The sequence below is a fragment of the Microbacterium sp. B35-04 genome (genome assembly GCF_010634885.1).
Taxonomy (GTDB): domain Bacteria; phylum Actinomycetota; class Actinomycetes; order Actinomycetales; family Microbacteriaceae; genus Microbacterium.
In genome coordinates this window covers 1-5,850 of record NZ_MWLP01000051.1, presented here as the reverse complement: position 1 = coordinate 5,850, position 5,850 = coordinate 1, and the positions used below count along the sequence as shown (strand labels likewise).

Annotated in this window: 3 rRNA genes; all 3 read left to right on the top strand. The window is 55.6% G+C overall.

The annotated features are described in order from the left end of the window. Positions 1-506: 506 nt before the first annotated feature. The 3 genes from B1729_RS12925 to rrf all read left to right on the top strand — a co-directional run bounded on the left by B1729_RS12925 (position 507) and on the right by rrf (position 5,801). Positions 507-2,029: ribosomal RNA gene (locus tag B1729_RS12925) — 16S ribosomal RNA — on the top strand. A gap of 443 nt (positions 2,030-2,472) precedes the next feature. Further along, a 23S ribosomal RNA gene (locus tag B1729_RS12920) occupies positions 2,473-5,577 on the top strand. Positions 5,578-5,684: 107 nt separating this feature from the next. Beyond that, positions 5,685-5,801 (top strand): 5S ribosomal RNA (rrf, locus tag B1729_RS12915). The 16S, 23S and 5S rRNA genes sit together here, the layout of an rRNA operon. Positions 5,802-5,850 lie beyond the last annotated feature (49 nt).

Genomic DNA, 5,850 nt, shown 5'->3' with positions numbered 1-5,850 from the left:
CGTCTTCCGCGTGTTTCCGGGGGTGTGGGGGTGCGACACGCCCGGGGTGCGGGCTGGATTCGACGGGGGGCGGGGTCGCACGTAAAGTATTACTTGTTCGCCCCAAAGGGTAGAGCGGAAGGCCGGAAGGCCTGGCTCCCCTCAAGCAGTGAACAACCTCCCACAACCAAGATCCGTTCCGCGGATCGTCCGCTCGTCGGACACGTGGGGGACTCGCTGAGAAGCTCCGGTCGATTTGACGGGATCGGCTCGGCGAGATAAGATAGTGAAGTTGCCCAGCCGGGGCAGCGGGTCGAGAGATTCGCGCTGGCTGGTGCGTCCGATCTTTGAGAACTCAACAGCGTGCACTTGTCAAATGCCAATTTTTGTATCCTCGCTGACCATTTTTTGGTTGGTGGGGGTCCTTTTTGGATCAATTCATGGATGTCAGTTTGATATTCGTTTTTGGTCATGGTTGAACTCGCTGCTTCTTTCCCGTTTTCCCGGGTGGGTTGCAGTATTCATTTTTTATGGAGAGTTTGATCCTGGCTCAGGATGAACGCTGGCGGCGTGCTTAACACATGCAAGTCGAACGGTGAAGCCCAGCTTGCTGGGTGGATCAGTGGCGAACGGGTGAGTAACACGTGAGCAACCTGCCCCTGACTCTGGGATAAGCGCTGGAAACGGCGTCTAATACTGGATACGAACCACAGTCGCATGGCTGGTGGTTGGAAAGATTTTTTGGTTGGGGATGGGCTCGCGGCCTATCAGCTTGTTGGTGAGGTAATGGCTCACCAAGGCGTCGACGGGTAGCCGGCCTGAGAGGGTGACCGGCCACACTGGGACTGAGACACGGCCCAGACTCCTACGGGAGGCAGCAGTGGGGAATATTGCACAATGGGCGCAAGCCTGATGCAGCAACGCCGCGTGAGGGATGACGGCCTTCGGGTTGTAAACCTCTTTTAGCAAGGAAGAAGCGAAAGTGACGGTACTTGCAGAAAAAGCGCCGGCTAACTACGTGCCAGCAGCCGCGGTAATACGTAGGGCGCAAGCGTTATCCGGAATTATTGGGCGTAAAGAGCTCGTAGGCGGTTTGTCGCGTCTGCTGTGAAATCCCGAGGCTCAACCTCGGGCCTGCAGTGGGTACGGGCAGACTAGAGTGCGGTAGGGGAGATTGGAATTCCTGGTGTAGCGGTGGAATGCGCAGATATCAGGAGGAACACCGATGGCGAAGGCAGATCTCTGGGCCGTAACTGACGCTGAGGAGCGAAAGGGTGGGGAGCAAACAGGCTTAGATACCCTGGTAGTCCACCCCGTAAACGTTGGGAACTAGTTGTGGGGTCCTTTCCACGGATTCCGTGACGCAGCTAACGCATTAAGTTCCCCGCCTGGGGAGTACGGCCGCAAGGCTAAAACTCAAAGGAATTGACGGGGACCCGCACAAGCGGCGGAGCATGCGGATTAATTCGATGCAACGCGAAGAACCTTACCAAGGCTTGACATACACGAGAACACCCTAGAAATAGGGGACTCTTTGGACACTCGTGAACAGGTGGTGCATGGTTGTCGTCAGCTCGTGTCGTGAGATGTTGGGTTAAGTCCCGCAACGAGCGCAACCCTCGTTCTATGTTGCCAGCACGTAATGGTGGGAACTCATGGGATACTGCCGGGGTCAACTCGGAGGAAGGTGGGGATGACGTCAAATCATCATGCCCCTTATGTCTTGGGCTTCACGCATGCTACAATGGCCGGTACAAAGGGCTGCAATACCGTGAGGTGGAGCGAATCCCAAAAAGCCGGTCCCAGTTCGGATTGAGGTCTGCAACTCGACCTCATGAAGTCGGAGTCGCTAGTAATCGCAGATCAGCAACGCTGCGGTGAATACGTTCCCGGGTCTTGTACACACCGCCCGTCAAGTCATGAAAGTCGGTAACACCTGAAGCCGGTGGCCCAACCCTTGTGGAGGGAGCCGTCGAAGGTGGGATCGGTAATTAGGACTAAGTCGTAACAAGGTAGCCGTACCGGAAGGTGCGGCTGGATCACCTCCTTTCTAAGGAGCACTTGGACCTCTTCGGGGGTTCCAGGACCCAGTACCACACCGTTCGTGTGTGGCTGGGGCTCAAGGGTGGAACATTTGACATGGCGTCAGCGCAGCTGGGGTCTACTAGTACGCCGCACTCTTCGGGGTGTGGTTGGAGGGTGGGTTCTGGTGAGCGGGGCGTCGGCACGCTGTTGGGTCCTGAGGGACCGGACGCTGCGCTTGCTGCCTTTCGGGGTGGTGGGTGTGGGGGACACTCCTCTTGGGCCTTCTGTCGCCGGCTTTGTGTCGGGGGTGGGGGGTACCGCCCGTACTTTGAGAACTACACAGTGGACGCGAGCATCTTCAGGGATGATCCTTCGGGATTGTTCTTGTTATAGATGATCTTAAAGATCATTAGTCAATTTCGCCCGGACCTTTTGGTTCGGGTTCGATTCTTGATGAAACTCATGTGATTTCAAGTCTTTAAGAGCAAACGGTGGATGCCTTGGCATCTGGAGCCGAAGAAGGACGTAGCAATCTGCGATAAGCCTCGGGGAACTGATAAGCAAGTTTTGATCCGAGGGTGTCCGAATGGGGAAACCCCGCCAGGGCGCGTGCGTACCTGGTGACTCCCGCCTGAATATATAGGGCGGGTAGAGGGAACGTGGGGAAGTGAAACATCTCAGTACCCACAGGAAGAGAAAACAACAGTGATTCCGTGAGTAGTGGCGAGCGAAATCGGATCAGGCTAAACCTCATGTGTGTGAGAGCCGGCAGGCGTTGCATGTGGGGGGTTGCGGGACTTTCCTGACCATTCTGCCGAGTGGTCGACGTGACAGAAGCGTATAGACGAACCGTCTTGAAAGGCGGGCCAGAGTGGGTGCCAGCCCCGTAGTCGAAATGCGTGTTCTGACGTGGAGAGTATCCCAAGTATCACGGGGCCCGAGAAATCCCGTGTGAATCTGTCAGGACCACCTGATAAGCCTAAATACTCCCAGATGACCGATAGCGGACAAGTACCGTGAGGGAAAGGTGAAAAGTACCCCGGGAGGGGAGTGAAATAGTACCTGAAACCGTTTGCTTACAAACCGTTGGAGCCTCCTTAGTAGGGGTGACAGCGTGCCTTTTGAAGAATGAGCCTGCGAGTTAGCGATATGTGGCGAGGTTAACCCGGGTGGGGTAGCCGTAGCGAAAGCGAGTCTGAATAGGGCGATTCAGTCGCATGTCCTAGACCCGAAGCGAAGTGATCTATCCATGGCCAGGCTGAAGCGACGGTAAGACGTCGTGGAGGGCCGAACCCACTTAGGTTGAAAACTGAGGGGATGAGCTGTGGATAGGGGTGAAAGGCCAATCAAACTTCGTGATAGCTGGTTCTCTCCGAAATGCATTTAGGTGCAGCGTTGCGTGTTTCTTGCCGGAGGTAGAGCTACTGGATGGCCGATGGGCCCTACAAGGTTACTGACGTCAGCCAAACTCCGAATGCCGGTAAGTGAGAGCGCAGCAGTGAGACTGTGGGGGATAAGCTTCATAGTCGAGAGGGAAACAACCCAGACCACCATCTAAGGTCCCTAAGCGCGTGCTAAGTGGGAAAGGATGTGGAGTTGCTTAGACAACCAGGAGGTTGGCTTAGAAGCAGCCACCCTTGAAAGAGTGCGTAATAGCTCACTGGTCAAGTGATTCCGCGCCGACAATGTAACGGGGCTCAAGCACGCCACCGAAGTTGTGGCATTGACATTATTGGTAGGCCTTCGTGGTCCAGCCGTGTTGATGGGTAGGAGAGCGTCGTGTGGCGAGTGAAGCGGCGGGGTGACCCAGCCGTGGACGCCACACGAGTGAGAATGCAGGCATGAGTAGCGAAAGACGTGTGAGAAACACGTCCTCCGAAAGACCAAGGGTTCCAGGGTCAAGCTAATCTTCCCTGGGTAAGTCGGGACCTAAGGCGAGGCCGACAGGCGTAGTCGATGGACAACGGGTTGATATTCCCGTACCGGCGAAGAACCGCCCAAGCTAATCCAGTAGTGCTAAGTGTCTGAATCCCATTGACGGATCCCTTCGGGGTGATGCTGTGGGCCTAGCGCACGACCCCATTCTGGTGCGGTTAGCGTATTAACAGGTGTGACGCAGGAAGGTAGCCCATCCCGGGCGATGGTTGTCCCGGGGCAAGTGCGTAGGCCGAGTGGTAGGCAAATCCGCCACTCATCAAGGCTGAGACACGATGCGGATGAAAAGTGGGTGATCCTATGCTGCCAAGAAAAGCATCGACGCGAGGTTCTAGCCGCCCGTACCCCAAACCGACTCAGGTGGTCAGGTAGAGAATACCAAGGAGATCGAGAGAATCGTGGTTAAGGAACTCGGCAAAATGCCCCCGTAACTTCGGGAGAAGGGGGGCCATCCACTTATATGAGCTTGCCTCAAAAAGGGTGTGGTGGCCGCAGAGACTAGTGGGTAGCGACTGTTTACTAAAAACACAGGTCCGTGCCAAGTCGCAAGACGATGTATACGGACTGACGCCTGCCCGGTGCTGGAAGGTTAAGAGGACCGGTTAGCCGCAAGGCGAAGCTGAGAATTTAAGCCCCAGTAAACGGCGGTGGTAACTATAACCATCCTAAGGTAGCGAAATTCCTTGTCGGGTAAGTTCCGACCTGCACGAATGGCGTAACGACTTCCCAACTGTCTCAACCGCGAACTCGGCGAAATTGCATTACGAGTAAAGATGCTCGTTACGCGCAGCAGGACGGAAAGACCCCGTGACCTTTACTACAGCTTGGTATTGGTGTTCGGTGTGGCTTGTGTAGGATAGGTGGGAGACTGTGAAGCGGATACGCCAGTATTCGTGGAGTCATTGTTGAAATACCACTCTGGTCACTCTGGATATCTAACTTCGAACCGTAATCCGGTTCAGGGACAGTGCCTGGTGGGTAGTTTAACTGGGGCGGTTGCCTCCCAAAAAGTAACGGAGGCGCCCAAAGGTTCCCTCAACCTGGTTGGCAATCAGGTGGCGAGTGTAAGTGCACAAGGGAGCTTGACTGTGAGACTGACAGGTCGAGCAGGGACGAAAGTCGGGACTAGTGATCCGGCAGTGGCTTGTGGAAGCGCTGTCGCTCAACGGATAAAAGGTACCTCGGGGATAACAGGCTGATCTTGCCCAAGAGTCCATATCGACGGCATGGTTTGGCACCTCGATGTCGGCTCGTCGCATCCTGGGGCTGGAGTAGGTCCCAAGGGTTGGGCTGTTCGCCCATTAAAGCGGTACGCGAGCTGGGTTTAGAACGTCGTGAGACAGTTCGGTCCCTATCCGCTGCGCGCGTAGGAAGTTTGAGAGGATCTGACCCTAGTACGAGAGGACCGGGTTGGACGAACCTCTGGTGTGCCAGTTGTACTGCCAAGTGCACCGCTGGTTAGCTACGTTCGGGATGGATAACCGCTGAAAGCATCTAAGCGGGAAGCCGGCCTCAAGATGAGACTTCCATACCTTCGGGTGAGAGGCTCCCAGCCAGACTACTGGGTTGATAGGCCAGATGTGGAAGCGCAGCAATGCGTGCAGCTGACTGGTACTAATAAGCCGATGACTTGATAACACACCGTTTCTGGTGCTTGCGTCCACTGAGTGGTTCCCGATGTACGGTCGGGAACACAACAGAACATAGATTTTTTCACGTTGTGAAGACTGAAACATCAAGAGAGTTTCGGCGGCCATAGCGAGAGGGAAACGCCCGGTCCCATTCCGAACCCGGAAGCTAAGCCTCTCAGCGCCGATGGTACTGCAGGGGGGACCCTGTGGGAGAGTAGGACACCGCCGGACACCCATTCACGTAATGGCCACCCCCCAAGGGTGGCCATTACGCGTTAAC